The following is a 14,482-nucleotide window of genomic DNA, read 5'->3' as shown; positions in this document are numbered from 1 at the left end:
TAATGTTATAATCACTTTGTTTTATTTACTCTTTTCAGGCAAGAGTGAAAGAACAAGAACAATCAGAAACAGGTGATCAGATGTTCGAACTGAAATGGCTATGGCAGAACCTAGAGGGAAACCGGACGCGATATATTCTGGCACTCTGCCTTTCGGTGGTGGGCTCAAGTCTTACAATCGTGAATCCGTACATCAGTCAGCGCATTGTCGATACGTTTATAGCCGGTGACAACGCCCTGCAGAATCTTACACAAGAACGGCAATTATTGATTATGCTCTGTCTGGGCATGATCGGATTTTCTCTACTGCGCACAGGTCTCGCATATTTCACGACCATGCAGTACGAGATATCCTCGCAAAATATGATGTACAATGTCCGCATTTATTTGTACAACAAAATTCAGGGACAGGACAGAAAATACTACGATCATAATCGCACCGGCGATCTCATGACCAAGATGACAGGCGATCTGGACATGGTCCGTCACTCTATGGCCTGGATTTTTAAGACGATCATTGAATCGCTAACGATCTTCCTTGCCGCCGTTATCTATTTTTTCACCATAGATGCGGAACTGACGCTGTGGATGCTTATCCTGTCACCGCCCATTTTTATCGTGGCTTACATATTCGCTAAACGCGTCCGTCCTATGTATATTGACCTGCGTGAACGGCTGTCCCAGCTTAACACGACTACACAGGAGAATATCTCAGGCAACCGTGTGGTCAAGGCTTTTGCCCGTGAGGAATTCGAGGTCGAAAAATTCACAGAGAAGAATGTCAACTATTCTACAGCGAACAAAAAGGCCGCCCTTGTATGGCTTGATTATTTTCCTTATCTGGAATCCTTCGCTCAGGGCTTCAACGTAATCCTTATGTTGGTTGGTGGTTTGTTCCTTATGAACGGCCGGATCACCTTCGGTGAGTTTATGGCCTTCTCTTCGCTTATTTGGGCTATATCCAACCCTATGCGCAACATCGGTATCATTATCAACGACATTCAGCGCTTTTTTGCGAGCTTGTCCAAAATCGTAGATATCTATTATGCCCGGCCAAATATTGTTAATGAGCATACTGTCACTGACAAACGCCGTTATGAAGGCCGTATTGAATTCGATCATGTCCGCTTCAAATATGATAGCGCTATCGTACTGGACGATATTAGCTTTACCGTTGAACCCGGTGAAACTGTAGCAATCATGGGCGCGACAGGATCAGGCAAAACAACAATCATCAACCTCATCCCTCGCTTCTACGATGTAGCTGAAGGGCGCGTACTCGTAGACGGTGTTGATGTTCGGCAGCTGGAGCTTGATGAACTTCGTGGAAATATCGGCATGGCGACCCAAGATGTACTCTTGTTCTCTGATACCATTGATGGAAACATCGCCTATGGCGATCCTGATCTTCCGGAAGAAGATGCAATGGGTTATGCAGAGCTCGCAGCCGCACACGACTTCATTACCAAAATGCCTGAAGGTTATGATACCGTTGTCGGGGAACGCGGAGTCGGACTGTCGGGGGGGCAAAAGCAGCGTATTGCCTTAGCGCGTGCTTTGGCGGTACACCGTCCTATCCTGATTCTCGATGATACGACCTCTGCGGTCGACCTTGAGACGGAGGAGCATATCCAAAAAAGTCTACGTGAACTGGACTATCCTTGTACGAAAATTATTATTGCGCAGCGTGTATCTACTACCTCGCAAGCCGACCGTATTCTCATTCTGGATGGCGGGAAGCTAGTTGAGGAAGGGACACACACTGAACTGCTGGCGAAACGTGGTTACTATTACGAAGTGTTTAAACTGCAGAACGAGGGTATTGGAAGGCAGGTGACCGCAAGTGGCAAGGAATAAATTTGACGTCGATGAAAATCTTGAATCGCCGTTTAATATAAAACACTTCCGGCGTGCGATGGTATATATCAAACGAAAGAAAACCCCAATGATTGTTGCGTTCGTGCTCAGTGCACTTTCAGCAGCCATTTCACTGTCGGCTCCGCTGATCATGCAACATGTCATCGACGTGACCATTCCGGCAAAAGAGAAGCTTGCACTGCTGGGTTGGGCTGCACTGATGCTTGTGACCATCGTGGTCAGCGTTTATCTGGCTACGATACGCTCGCGCATCATGACGAGTGTTGGGCAGGATATTATTTTTGACATCCGAACGGATTTGTTTAAGCATCTGCAAGAATTGCCTTTCAAATATTATGACGACCGCCCACAGGGCAAGATCCTTATCCGGGTCGTAAACTACGTCAACGCCGTTTCAGATGTGTTGTCCAACGGGATTATCAACTTTATTCTAGAAATCGTGAATTTGCTCTTTATCGCAGCCTTCATGTTCGCTGTCGATGTACGACTCTCATTTGTCATCCTTGCCGGACTGCCAGTCTTCCTTGGCATCATGCTGCTGATCAAAACCCGGCAACGCCGGGCATGGCAAGCAGTGTCCAACAAAAGCTCCAACCTGAACGCCTATCTGCAAGAGAGCATTAGCGGTATTGGTGTGACACAAATGTTCTCCCGGGAACAACGTAACGAAGGAATCTTCACACGTCTCGCGGGTAATTTCCGTAAAGAATGGATGAAGGCTCAACGTTACAACTTACTTATTCCGTTCTCTGTAGACAACTTGTCTACGATCGTTACATCATTAATTTTCCTTGTAGGCCTACTAACACTGAGTCCTCAAGACATGACCCTCGGTGTCATTCTGGCGATGAGCAGCTACGCTGCCCGCTTCTGGCAGCCGATTCTGAATCTTTCGAACCTGTACAATAACTTCATCAACGCCGTTGCCTATCTTGAGCGTATCTTCGAAACGCTGGATGAACCGGTTACCGTCAGTGATATCCCGGATGCAAAAACACTGCCATCTGTACAGGGCCATGTCACCTTCGACGATGTAACTTTCGCCTATGACCCGGGGCTTAATATTCTGGAGAATATCTCCTTCAAGGTCAAAGCGGGAGATAGCATCGCGCTGGTAGGACCCACAGGTGCGGGCAAAACAACCGTCGTCAATCTGATCTCACGCTTTTATAACATTTCCAGTGGTCAGATTCTGATCGACGGCCAGGATATCTCGCAGGTGACGTTAAAATCTCTTCGCAGCCAGATGGGGATTATGTTACAGGATAGCTTCATCTTCTCCGGTACCATTCTGGACAATATTCGGTACGGCCGACTGGATGCGACCGAAGAAGAAGTAATCGCCGCTGCAAAGGCCGTTTGCGCCGACGAATTCATCCGTGAATTCGATCAAGGCTACATGACAGAGGTCAATGAACGTGGCTCCAAGCTGTCTCAAGGACAGCGGCAGCTCATTTCGTTCGCAAGAACACTTTTGGCAGATCCGCGCATTCTCATCTTGGATGAAGCCACTTCTTCCATTGATGCGAAGACTGAGCGCTTATTGCAAAAAGGGCTGAATGAACTGCTTAAGGGACGCACCTCGTTCATTATCGCGCATCGCCTCTCCACCGTAAAAAACTGCGATCGTATTATGTACGTATCTAACAAAGGCATCGCGGAAAGCGGCTCACATGATGAGCTTATCGCACAGCGGGGCCTTTACTACCGCCTCTACACAGCACAGAAGATGGAAGCTTAATTGAATAAACACCATAAGAGCTCAGGCCGATTTGCAGCCTGAGCTCTTATGGTGCTTTATATTTTCAAAAAATATCAAAAACTAATCTATCGCCGTCCAAATATTTAGCGCAAGTGAGCGAACCGCAAGGTTCGTGTGATTTCTGTACAACCGCAGACGCTCTGCAGGCTCTGGACTCCACAATAGAGCACTTCCGGCAACTTCAAGCAACGAAAGTCCAATATACTGAGATTCATAACGGCTCTCAGACCCTAGAACATCTACAATTTCCAATAAAATTTCCGGACTCCAGTATCCCGTGCTCACTTCTAAATTATACGCGACCTGCTTATAGACATCGCTTAATAGCTGGGGTTGATTTGAAATAGTGGTAACGATCCGATTCAGATAATTGGCGGATTCCTCCACGTTATTCCAGTCTATTGCTGCTATATACAATTTCATCACAGTTTGCTGTAAGGTCTCATCAGATGCCAGACAGTCAATCAGGTCCGTATACAAAGGGATAAGGTGCATCCGGGTGATTTTTGGCAAAGCTATCAGCTGGTTGACTAATTTCAGTAGACGTTGCCGATGAGGCAAATCTCTTTTGGCAGTGGCGTTCCATTCATCACTTATCGCTGCACTAACCAGTCTCTGACATACACCAACTACAACCTCATTGATCTTACCATCGCGACAGGTTTCTACCAGCGTGTTCATAGCAGTTTCCCATCTAGTGCTGTCTTCCAAATCCGTAATAGACCGAGCGGTGGCAGCTGCAACAATCCCTTCATTTCCATTTGTCCACCGCATCATAGAAATGAAAGCATATCTGCCAATATACGCATCTTGGTGCCTTACAATTTCAAGGATTAATCCTAGATAACGTGGTCTAAAGTCTAGCGGAAGAGCATTAGGCTGTTGAGATAATAAACTTCCTGCGATGTCATTTTCTGATGAAGAAGCCATTGTACTTAACATATCCCAAGCGCGTTCATCATCTAAAAGCTGTTTGGCAGCATGCCCTATGGCTATGATTACATCCTTGTGTGCATTGGGTTTCTCGAACTCATTCATCAATAGCGGAAGGCTGTCATCGCTTCTATAAGCGCCCAGTAAGCGGATGGCTTCTTTTCTGACAGTGATCTTCAGCTTATCCCGATTCAGAAGCTCTTTCAGCATGGTAACCAGTAACACCGGATTCACCCTGCGGATGCATCTGGGTATCGAGTACATGGCTACACGGGCCCGGTCCCCATCCAGATTCTCCAGCAGAACGGGAAGTGCCTTCTCCGGTTCTTCCATAAGCGAAAAGGCATGAAGTGCAGCTTCTACTACAGTTACTTCCTTATCCTGCATAAGCCCAAGTAACCTATCCGAACCGAGATCAGGCATGCTTGCCATGATCTTAATAACGCTTGCACGCTCCCAAAGATTACGTTTGGCATCGTATGCAATTTTTTCTAATAAGGCACTTAAAGCTTGTTGCTGACGTGGCAGCCATCTGTAGAATCCATCCGCGGCCGGCACAAGATAGATAGTTTTGCCTGATAGGAACTTGCCCTTAATGACAGCTCCTGAAATAAAAGGATCGAGCCATTCCTGACGCTTCAGATGCAGATGCTGGAACACTTCATGGATCGTAATATACGATTTATCTAAAACTAATAATTCCTTAACTCTGGCATCACGCGTTGTACGAGGCGCAAGCCAGTATCTGGCCGCTTGTATGGCTGTAGAATCCGCCTTTGCCCTCGTTGCTTCCTTTAACAGATTCTGAAGTTTTATGATGCCGTAACCTCTTTTACCGAAAGAGCTAGCTAGGCTTAACACCAGATTGTAATCTTCTCTTTTGTTGGCCTGTACAGCTAATGTATAAATTTCGTCGAAGATAATCTCTTCTACTCCCCGGGGTAAATTCTTCTCCAAGGATGGAAGGGAAAGCTGCCCATTCTGCTTGGCCAATTTCTGAATCGTATTTAAAGAAAACTTAAACAGCTCACCGTGAGGATGTAATGCGTTATGCCGGAGAATAGCAAACGCCAGTTGTTGAACGGAAAATTTTGTACCATATGAAGTATCTCTGGCCTCTATAACACTATCAACAAGCAAAGTAAGCTCTTGTACATGGGCATCCGTGAACACAGACGCAGGACTTTCCGATAGCTCTTTAAACACAGCGCCCCGGACAGGATCCTGATCATTTTTAATCCGGCCCAGGTACACCAAAGTTTCATTCATGTCCTGTCTCGACAGAACGGTACTTCTGATCAGCTGCATAAGCGCCGTGGCACGTTCGTCTGCACTGGATACCTGTGTTGCTTGTTCAAGTCCCGCTCTTGAATGAAGAATAGAACGGCAAGCAGTAAATCTGACTGTTCTCTCCCGGTCATCATTGATTTCACGAAGGCCAAGCATCCGGGTGGCTTCCTTGTCACGCAAGACATGTGGTAATACATATAGTAATCTTTCCGGAAAAATGCGTTCATTGCGTTTATCTTCTTCATACACAGCATCGAAAATGACCTTGCGGTTAGAGGGTGCAATATTCTGAAGCAGCTTTGCTATGTGCATAGGGTGATCTGCGAGTAGTTTCGCTATCTCCATCCATTGATCCATGGATAAATATTTTTTCCTTTTAAGAACAGCTTCAGGAACACCATAAGAAATCAGATCGCTCCGCGACTCCGTTCGTGTTAACAGTTGATATACCTTATTAGGATTTTGGCGTACAAGCGTGCCAAGCTGTTCTTTTAACGCAGGATGTATGATGCCCATAGGTCCATGGTTCAGCGCACACTCCAGCACCAAATCTGCCTGCAGATTGCATAGGATCTCCAGAGCTGATGAGAATCTCCACCAGACATAGCCTTTTTCCCTAAGTGGTGTGCTTTCCAGTGTTGTTGCAAAGTATTCTGCTACTACGTCAATATGTCGGCTGGATAATTTCTTCCAGTCTTTTATGGCATATCCGATATCAGCAAGCCATTTACTTACCGTTGCCGAATAACAGGCCGGCAATATAATCGCGGCTTCCTCCGCCCCCCACCGGGCGTACACCATAGGCAATAAACGTTCCGCCAATTCCTGACGGTTAATCTGTGAAATACTGTGCAGCAGCTTACGGCGGCAATCATGGGATAAATGAGGGAGCTCATGTTCAATATCAGCATCCAAAGCCACCTTTGCCAAAAGACCCGCAGCCGTATTTCTGATACTTGCCTTGGGATGCCGCAGTGCTGATAGAATAATAGCAGCATCTTGTGTTGCAATGGCGCCGATTAAGGCAAGTCGTGCTTCATAAACGCCATCCTCCAGCAAAGAGGCTAGTAATTGGGAGTACTGGACAGATCCGAGATGATCACGGCCTAGGATTGCTACTTTCTTGATTCTGTCGGAATAACCTAGCGAATCCAATTCTTTAAGTAAGCTCTGTTTATCCAATGGATCTCTTTTGAAAATCATAAGTCCTCCTCGTTAACCTGTTCTTATTCCACCCGAACTTTATTCTCTATACCCTAATCTATCCCCTTTAAAAAAACTAGAATTCAGCATCTGGTTTCGTTGACCAAAAAATAAAGGTAACCCTGAAGCAGGTTATTCAACCCCCTTCAGAATTACCCATCATGTACTGCTTGCTCTAGTCATTCTTTTTCTGAATAAACACATACGTACGCTCATCCGACAGCTCATCAGCAAAGCTGAAATCAAATCCGTCGAAGCCTTTGATATCCTCCACACAGCTGATTTGCCGCTCAGCCATGAAGCGTACCATTTCACCTCTGGCCATCTTGACCAGGGTCGCTCTCTCTACTACCTTACCGCCGATCTCCTGCCCGAATACACAACTAACCATTCGAACATTCCCGCCAATGTAAGGGGAGATGCACTTGCTGTATTCCTTAGAGGCCAGATTCAGAATGATGTCAGTCTCCGAAAACAGCTGATCTGCCAGCTTCCTGTTCCAGAACTCGTAGATAGACTTGAAACCAGGTCCGCTAAGCTTTGCCTGCATCTCCAGCCTGTACGGCACAACGCCGTCAAATGGCCGGACGATTCCATAGAATCCGGATAATATCCGTAAATGCTGCTGAAGATATTCCAGCTCCTCCATTTGAAGTACCCCTGGTGCCATGTACTGGTACTGGATACCCTCATAAGAAAAGATAGCCGGTGTAAGATCCCGTGTTACATCCATATCCCGAATCCGCTCCACATTCAGCGTGGCGATGGCATCATTGCATTTCCATAACGATTTGGCTTCTTCATAATTCAACTTTTGTAATAAGGCCAGAAGAGTCTGCGACTCGCTTATGAATTGCGGCATCTGGCGGCAATCCAAGAAATCCGTATCCATCTTCATCTTCTTGGCAGGCGATATAATGATTCTCATGGTGCTCCCTTTTCTTACCCCCGCGGGGAATTTAAATGTAACCTTATCCTATCACACTTAATCTTCGTAGGCTTGGGGCAAGTTCATGAAATTTGTTCACTGCCGCCCACCTTGTGCGCCACCGCCATCTGTACCTGGGTTGCCGTTTCTCCTTGTCCCACCATTCATGTTGGGAGATCCGCCCCCATCTTTCCCCCGCCCGCCGGTGAAGCCCTGTCCCCCGTTCGCTCTTGACCCGGAGTCAGTACTCGTTATCTTCTGTGCGGTAATAGCATCGCAGGAGACGAGCACCATGGAACAACTTAGCACTGCTATGAGCAAAGCGAAATACCGCTTGGTCCGCATCTTTGAATCCCCTCTTTCCGAGCGAACATAGTTAACGTGGAAAACATCTTTTTAACATATAATCGTATACGTCCTTAAAACCCATGTAGGATAATACGATCAGCAGCGGATACACCGGGTAAATATACCGGGACTTGATCTCCCATAAAAGATAGAATCCGATAAAGCCCAGCACCACAAGAATCAAAGAGGTCTCTTCAAATCTTTTGGCTCTTATTCCACCCATTAAGCGAACGAGTATAAATACATACATCAGAAAATTCAGAACATACAGCAGCCATAACATTCCACTTCTATAATTGGAGTCTGCCTTAAACAAATCCGTAGCAGCATTAGTGTAGCTATAACGGTCCATGACAAAGCCCATTCTTCCCCCGTTACTGGATGATCCGTCATTTCCGAGCCCATATCGTTCCATCTGGTAGGTTCCTTCCGTCCAGGTCCAAACGATTTTTTTATAATACATCTTCACTAAGTCACTTAGGCCCGCCTCGGAGAGTTTATTACTGATTTCTTCTTTAAATAACTCCGTACTTTCTACCTTATTATAATTTGCATCCTGCTGATAGATAGCGTAGCTCTCCCGGTTGTCCCAGAACCCAAACGTCTCCAGATTGATCCCCATATTCAGCCACATGTAGACAGGTGCGGAATTTTCGTTCATCGGTTCATCTACAACATTCGTCGCCTGCAGCACAGCATTTTGCGTCCAGCCGGGAACATTAAACAATATGGCCGTGATAAACAAAGCGCTAAAAACCTTTTTCACCCCGATAGAACGTATGTTAAATAAAAGACCCGCCACCACGGTAATCAGAAAAATAACACCGATACTGCGGAAATAGTTGCCTATTGCCAGTAAGAGAGCTGCGAAGAGAATATCCTTAATGGACCTTCTTTTAATAAATCTTATGGCAAAATATAAAGCACTTGTCAGAAAGGCGGTAGCGATCACATCGTTATAGATAAAATTACTCATAAACAATGAAGGGATATAGGTTGCAGCAAACACGAGGATGCCATAATCCTTATCCTTGGACTTATAATTGAGCTCTTTATACAGCATGTAAATCATTAATGAGGTTAAGAGTGTAAACAGAATATTAAATATTTTGATTACCAGATAATTATCCGGAAAGATCAACAACAACGTCTTTAAATATAAAACGATCGAAAAATTAAACGGAAACATATGCAGATAGCCGTTCGTGTCAAACGACGAATAATCATTCCTGTACAGCATGTCGAGTGCCAATGAAAGCACTGTCTGCGAATCATCCGTCGGCAAGCGTGGAAACAGAAAGATAATCACCATCTGGATTGCAAAAGAAAACAGCAGTATGGCTGGAATGACTATTTTCCAACTGTACTTATTAAGCTTCAGGCACATTTTATACAAAATAACGCTTAATGCCAGCACCACTGCGATCACTAGAATAAAAAGACCCAGCTGTTGTCTCTCCAAAATTGGCGTGTCCCCATATACGAAATAATTATATTTCGCCCTAATAAAAAAGGAGGATGCGATAAAAAGACCGATAAAGAATGCAAGTATGAGATACAATGTTTTTTGAATTCCTCTTATCATGGAAAACCTCCTTTGCGCAATCGAAAGCCCTTTACAATCCGCTGCCCCGATTCATAAAAAGCATTATAAACACCCAAACTGAAAATCCAATGAAAATCGGAAGTTTGGGAATTCGCAAAGAAGAGATTTAGAAAGAGAGGGACGTCCTACAATTGGGAATCAAAAAATCGCAAATGTGATACGGAAGTTTCAAAATGGAGAGAGTTGCGGAGACAAAGAGAGGAAATGGAAAACTACTCCAATCCTAGGGAGTATTATGACAAGAGTCTTAATTCTCTTTCAAACGATTATGCTATACTGGTGGAGCAAATAGAATAGGCTTAAAGGGTCGGTCGGCTACCTCTCACCGAAGGGAGGGATGCCTTGTGACAGTGTTTGAAGCAATGATGCTTATGCTAACCTTTGGTTCGCTTATCGTAGCGCTGCTGTCCAATAAACGCAAATAGACCGCCCACTCACAAAGGCATGCGGTCTATCTGTCGTGTCCTATTTGCTGAAGCCTACCGCCCTTAAAAGCGGCTATTGCCTTGGGAGTCGTGTTACAGCACGGCTCTCTTTGCATTTTACGTCTTTTCTACCTTTAATATACCACAAATAATTTAATAACGTAATAATGTACGGTGTTACATTACATTTCCAATCTCCCAGAAAATCCATCCATCCTTGCGTACATCAGAACAATTTACTATCCATCTTTTTTAAAAACCGATTATTAGCGATTAAGCCTTTCACTCTCTTCGTTGTATTAGGCCCTTTCGGTGTGCTACCTCTTCTATTCAGCAAAATCCACCGTAGACATGCCCAAGCTTCAAAGATCTCAAGTTCTTCCTGATCCATATCATTTTCCAATAGATAAGCAGTTCGGAACACATCAGCATAACGCTCAGAGATATATATTTTCAGCAGAATAAGTGACCAGGCAAAATCATATCTAGAGTCTCCCAACTGGCCGTTCGTCCAATCGATTATGGTATATCGCTCTTTATCCTCCACTATATTTCCGATATGAAAATCCCCATGAATGATACAGTCTTGCTTCATTGGAGTTTGCTCAACAAGAGCAGTCAACACATTATAAATATCAGATTGTTCTTTGGCTTCAGGGAAAAAATAGCCGATGAAATCGTATTTTGGCAGTTGTATATTTCCAATCTCTTCAACGCGAATTTTATGTATTTTTGCTAATAGGCTTGCGAGTTCCTTCATTTTCCTGGTATTCATTTTATGAATAGGGGTTCCGTCAAAACTTGTTAACAACACCTTATGTCCCTCCGGATTGATTCCCCAGCCCACTGGTTTAGAGACGGCTACTCCTCGTTCGGATAGAACATCCAATAAACGATATTGAAACTGGACATCCGGTCTGGATTCCTTATTCCATGTTTTCAGTACATAGCTCTCTTGATCAGAATTAATCCTCATGACCTCAGCTTCAAATCCTTGATCCATTGTATGCGCAGTTAAGCTGTCTTCCTGATTTAATAAGTCGTTTATGATTTCGTTGTGCTCTAGCCAATTTATGATAGATATAGGAGTTTTCAAAAATGGGTCTTCCTTTCGGAGTCAGCTACAACAGATTAACGCAACTCAAAATTACAAATAACATAAAATAGATTGTTCTATCCAGTACATAAATACAGTATCCGGGCTTTTCTTTTCAAACTTTTTCATTTTTAAATACATGTCCATTCCATCAGAAACATCATGCCATAAATCCGTAAATACAAAATCATATTTTTCCTTAGACATATGTTGTTCTGCATATTCGAAAGCATCTGCTTGGATAAGCCTGATCTTGTGAGCATTACTGAATTGTGGCAGTACATATTTATTAAATAAATCAATGACATCTTGATTTTTTTCAACAACCGTTATGCTTTCAACATTAACTTTTTCAGAAACCATATAAGCATAATAGCCAAGTCCAAGCCCAAATGTAAGAACATTCCCAAACGCTTTATCAACAGCTTCTTTCATTGTTTCTATTTCATTTGGTGTGATCGTCATCCAGATTCTTTCATTCTCCAAGACAGCCGGGAACATGAATTCAGTTTGAAAAAAACCAACCTGAGGAATTTGTCTTCCCTCTTCTGTCCGGATGATATCATTGCAAACAAAACCTTCAAAAGGTTTATATTTTTCATATTTTAATTCACTATTATTAATCTTTATAGTTGGTATCTTGATATTTTTATAATATGGATTGTCATAATATTCATTTGCATCAAGCTTATGAAGCATATTGCTAAAATATTGGTTGAACAATTCCTTATCATCAACATTATCAACCGTATCCATCCCAAAAGCAGCAGCCAGCATTAAACCAAAAGCGTATTCATAAGATACACCACAGTTTACGATTTCTTCAATTTCTTCTTTGTTAATAAAGTCGGGGGTATTATTCAAATAGCGGCTTAGTAAAGCAAACACTTTATAGTTATCTTCTTTTACTTTTTCTTTTATTACATTATTAAATTCCATATTCTCACCTATTAATTAGAATTTGTTTCTATGTCTCATGTTAGTCTTTCCAGATTGACTAGTAGGCAATACTCTCATTTTACCATTTAAAAATCCAGAAGAACAAAAACCGCTTTACTAATCCGTGACAGTTACCACTTCTACAGTGAGAAAATCTCACGCCAAATCTTCTAGTTATATGGTTTATGGTCCATTTTCCGCCTAATCCGCTCAATATTTCGTTACCCTATGTTAGAATAGACGACTTGTATAATTTGTGAAAACTTTCACTAATAGTCATGATTGATGGTATACTTAATAAGAAGATGAACTAAAGAGAATAACGATGGAAACTGTGGACGTAACCGTAGAAGATTTGAAGTTAGGAGAATAACAGCGACGCGCGCGCTTCTCCACTTCCAACTCCCTCTGATACTTCCTTTCTTTTTTGTCGGGTTCTTTTGGTACATCTTAATAGAGAAATATAAAAGTGGAGGGTTAACAATGAAAAAGAAAGCAGCTGGTGCTCTGAGTCTCGTCCTCTCTGTCATGCTCGTTATCGCAGGTTGCGGTAATGGAAACGACAAGGTGAACGAGAGCAAGAGTAATAACAACGAGAAAAAAGAAGTTGAAGCCGTCTCCGGGGCATCTGAAGCAAGCTACACACCATTCGATCAATTAAAAGATAAATATGATATCATCATTGTCGGTGCGGGTGGTGCGGGAATGTCCGCGGCGCTTGAGGCCAAAGAGAAAGGCATGAACCCTGTTATTTTGGAAAAAATGCCGGTTGCCGGCGGGAACACAACCAAATCCTCTTCGGGGATGAACGCTTCTGAAACGAAATTCCAAAAAGAACAAAACATTGAAGACAGCAATGATTTATTTTATGAAGAGTCATTAAAAGGTGGCCATGACACTAACGACAAAGAAATGCTTCGTTTCTTCGTTGATAATTCCGCGAGTGCGATCGATTGGCTGGATTCCATCGGAATCCGCTTGAACAATATCACCATTACAGGCGGCATGAACGAAAAACGTACACACCGTCCTGAAGATGGCTCTGCTGTGGGACAATACCTTGTCAAAGGTTTAGTGAAAAACGTACAAGAGAAAGAAATCCCTCTTTTCGTGAATGCTGATGTCAAAGAAATCACTGAAAAAGATGGCAAAGTAAATGGCGTCAAAGTCCTCTTTAACCAAACAGAGGAAAAAACAATTACGGCAGATGCTGTCGTTGTAACCACTGGCGGATTCGGTGCCAATATGGATTTGATCTCCGAAGTAAGACCTGACTTGGAAGGCTACGTTACTACTAACCAAATCGGCAGTACCGGGGACGGCATCAAGATGATTGAGAAACTCGGCGGCACAACCGTCGATATGGATCAAATCCAAGTTCACCCGACTGTGCAGCAAGAAAAATCCTACCTCATCGGCGAAGCTGTTCGTGGGGAAGGCGCTATCCTTGTTTCCAGTGAAGGTACACGGTTCACCAATGAATTGGATACCCGTGATAAAGTAACAGCTTCCATCAATACACTGCCTAATAAAGCAGCTACGCTGGTCTTTGATTCCGGTGTTAAATCCCGTGTGAAGGCTATTGAACAATATGACAAAATGGGCTTCGTGATTCAGGCGGATTCCATCGAAGCTTTGGCCAAAGAAATCGGTGTTCCAGAGGATAAGCTGGCAACAACGCTTGATACTTGGAACAGCGCCGTTAAGAATAAAAAGGATGCCGAATTTGGCAGAACTACAGGAATGGACAATGACCTGTCCACTGGTCCTTTCTACGCTATTAAAATTGCTCCTGGGATTCACTACACCATGGGTGGCGTGAAGATCAATACGAACACAGAGGTTCTAAATAAAGATGGTGAAGCTATCCCTGGTCTGTTTGCGGCAGGCGAAGTTACAGGCGGCTTACACGGACAAAACCGGATTGGCGGCAACTCTGTTGCAGAAATCATTATTTTTGGTCGTCAAGCCGGGATCAAATCTGCTGAATTCATAAAAGCAAAATAAGTAGATAACAGATACTATAGGCCTCACAGCAAAAAGCTCAAGCATCGGCAAGTTAGCCGCTGGCTTGA

Annotated in this window: 10 protein-coding genes; 4 read left to right on the top strand and 6 right to left on the bottom strand. The window is 43.7% G+C overall.

All coding sequences use genetic code 11. From position 1 onward, the window contains the following. Positions 1–80 precede the first annotated feature (80 nt). Together MHI51_RS03930 and MHI51_RS03925 are read left to right on the top strand one after the other, a co-directional pair. On the top strand, positions 81–1,856 hold the full coding sequence (locus MHI51_RS03930) for an ABC transporter ATP-binding protein (protein ID WP_076098706.1): 1,776 nt from the start codon (positions 81–83) through the stop codon (positions 1,854–1,856). Further along, positions 1,843–3,618, top strand: a complete 1,776-nt coding sequence (locus MHI51_RS03925) for an ABC transporter ATP-binding protein (protein WP_405168958.1) — start codon at positions 1,843–1,845, stop codon at positions 3,616–3,618. Before MHI51_RS03930 ends, MHI51_RS03925 begins: the two co-directional genes overlap by 14 nt. Before the next feature lie 81 nt (positions 3,619–3,699). Here the strand turns inward: MHI51_RS03925 and MHI51_RS03920 are convergent, their stop codons facing one another. The 4 genes from MHI51_RS03920 to MHI51_RS03905 form a co-directional block, all read right to left on the bottom strand. Then, a complete protein-coding gene (locus tag MHI51_RS03920) occupies positions 3,700–7,065 on the bottom strand; it encodes a HEAT repeat domain-containing protein (RefSeq protein WP_405173615.1) in 3,366 nt (1,121 codons plus the stop codon). 175 nt (positions 7,066–7,240) lie between these two features. Further along, a complete protein-coding gene (gene yaaA, locus MHI51_RS03915) occupies positions 7,241–7,993 on the bottom strand; it encodes a peroxide stress protein YaaA (RefSeq protein WP_076185122.1) in 753 nt (250 codons plus the stop codon). Positions 7,994–8,089: 96 nt separating this feature from the next. Further along, on the bottom strand, positions 8,090–8,338 hold the full coding sequence (locus MHI51_RS03910; RefSeq protein ID WP_076190102.1) for a hypothetical protein: 249 nt from the start codon (positions 8,336–8,338) through the stop codon (positions 8,090–8,092). 31 nt (positions 8,339–8,369) lie between these two features. Continuing rightward, positions 8,370–9,926 carry a glycosyltransferase family 39 protein gene (locus MHI51_RS03905; protein WP_405168956.1) on the bottom strand — a complete coding sequence of 519 codons (1,557 nt, stop codon included), beginning with the start codon at positions 9,924–9,926 and terminating at the stop codon, positions 8,370–8,372. A gap of 365 nt (positions 9,927–10,291) precedes the next feature. Between MHI51_RS03905 and MHI51_RS03900 the strand changes: the two genes are divergently transcribed. Beyond that, positions 10,292–10,372 (top strand): putative holin-like toxin, encoded by an 81-nt coding sequence (locus MHI51_RS03900; RefSeq protein WP_367946913.1) that lies wholly within the window; start codon positions 10,292–10,294, stop codon positions 10,370–10,372. A 226-nt stretch (positions 10,373–10,598) separates the two neighbouring features. Here the strand turns inward: MHI51_RS03900 and MHI51_RS03895 are convergent, their stop codons facing one another. Both MHI51_RS03895 and MHI51_RS03890 read right to left on the bottom strand, forming a co-directional pair. Next, complete coding sequence (locus MHI51_RS03895; protein WP_076190100.1) at positions 10,599–11,468, bottom strand: aminoglycoside phosphotransferase family protein; 870 nt, start codon at positions 11,466–11,468, stop codon at positions 10,599–10,601. A gap of 51 nt (positions 11,469–11,519) precedes the next feature. Further along, positions 11,520–12,407 (bottom strand): hypothetical protein, encoded by an 888-nt coding sequence (locus tag MHI51_RS03890; RefSeq protein WP_254857080.1) that lies wholly within the window; start codon positions 12,405–12,407, stop codon positions 11,520–11,522. A gap of 483 nt (positions 12,408–12,890) precedes the next feature. Between MHI51_RS03890 and MHI51_RS03885 the strand changes: the two genes are divergently transcribed. Continuing rightward, complete coding sequence (locus MHI51_RS03885; protein WP_340916459.1) at positions 12,891–14,414, top strand: flavocytochrome c; 1,524 nt, start codon at positions 12,891–12,893, stop codon at positions 14,412–14,414. Positions 14,415–14,482 lie beyond the last annotated feature (68 nt).

Origin of the sequence: Paenibacillus sp. FSL H8-0260, assembly GCF_045040625.1 — a bacterium.
In the GTDB taxonomy this organism is placed as follows: Bacteria; Bacillota; Bacilli; order Paenibacillales; family Paenibacillaceae; genus Paenibacillus_AQ; species Paenibacillus_AQ odorifer.
Note: the sequence above shows the minus strand (reverse complement) of the source record. Positions and strands in the feature narration are given on the sequence as shown.